General features: G+C 42.6%; 1 protein-coding gene. It reads left to right on the plus strand.

All coding sequences use genetic code 11. From position 1 onward, the window contains the following. Nucleotides 1-134: 134 nt before the first annotated feature. Nucleotides 135-434, plus strand: coding sequence for a hypothetical protein (locus QZ995_RS23715; RefSeq protein ID WP_301812404.1), 300 nt, complete (start codon nucleotides 135-137; stop codon nucleotides 432-434). Nucleotides 435-591: the final 157 nt, after the last annotated feature.

The following is a 591-nucleotide window of genomic DNA, read 5'->3' on the forward strand; positions in this document are numbered from 1 at the left end:
TATTTGAGGCACAGTTATTCAATTAGTAGTCGAAGCAATACCCTTTCCTATTTCATGACTCAGAATGACCCCATTGTATACGAGAGCATTCCTTTACATTGTGGCGCATTCTACGCTGGAGGTGAAAACGGCTTATGCTAACAAACTATGCTCTTGAGCGCCAAAAAAACGCACTAGAGTCCTTGTTCTACAGCGCGGAGGTAGAGCTTGATGGGAAACTTATGACAGTTCCCATCCTTGTAACTCATCAAGGGGCAACAAAGGTAACGTTTTTGTTGCGTCTACCCGATTCACGAACAGGCAGAATAACAAAACGAGTCATTAAAGATTCAAATGGAGTAGTCGTTTGGCAAGATGAAATCAATATTGTGAAGCCACCTAGAGAAATCGCTCTAAGCATACCGATTGAACTGGAATGGAAGGCAGGTGAATAATTTGGCGTATGAAAAACAACTGCATGTTAACCGTTTGGTGGATCGACCTAACACGTATACCCTGCAACAAAATACAGACGGCACAGTTTCCATTGTGCCTGCGTGGGAACAAATCGCAGGTACTCCTGTAGATGAAATTCGGTTAAATTACATGGAA

Origin of the sequence: Brevibacillus laterosporus (assembly GCF_030489605.1) — a bacterium.
GTDB classification, from domain to species: domain Bacteria; phylum Bacillota; class Bacilli; order Brevibacillales; family Brevibacillaceae; genus Brevibacillus_B; species Brevibacillus_B laterosporus_E.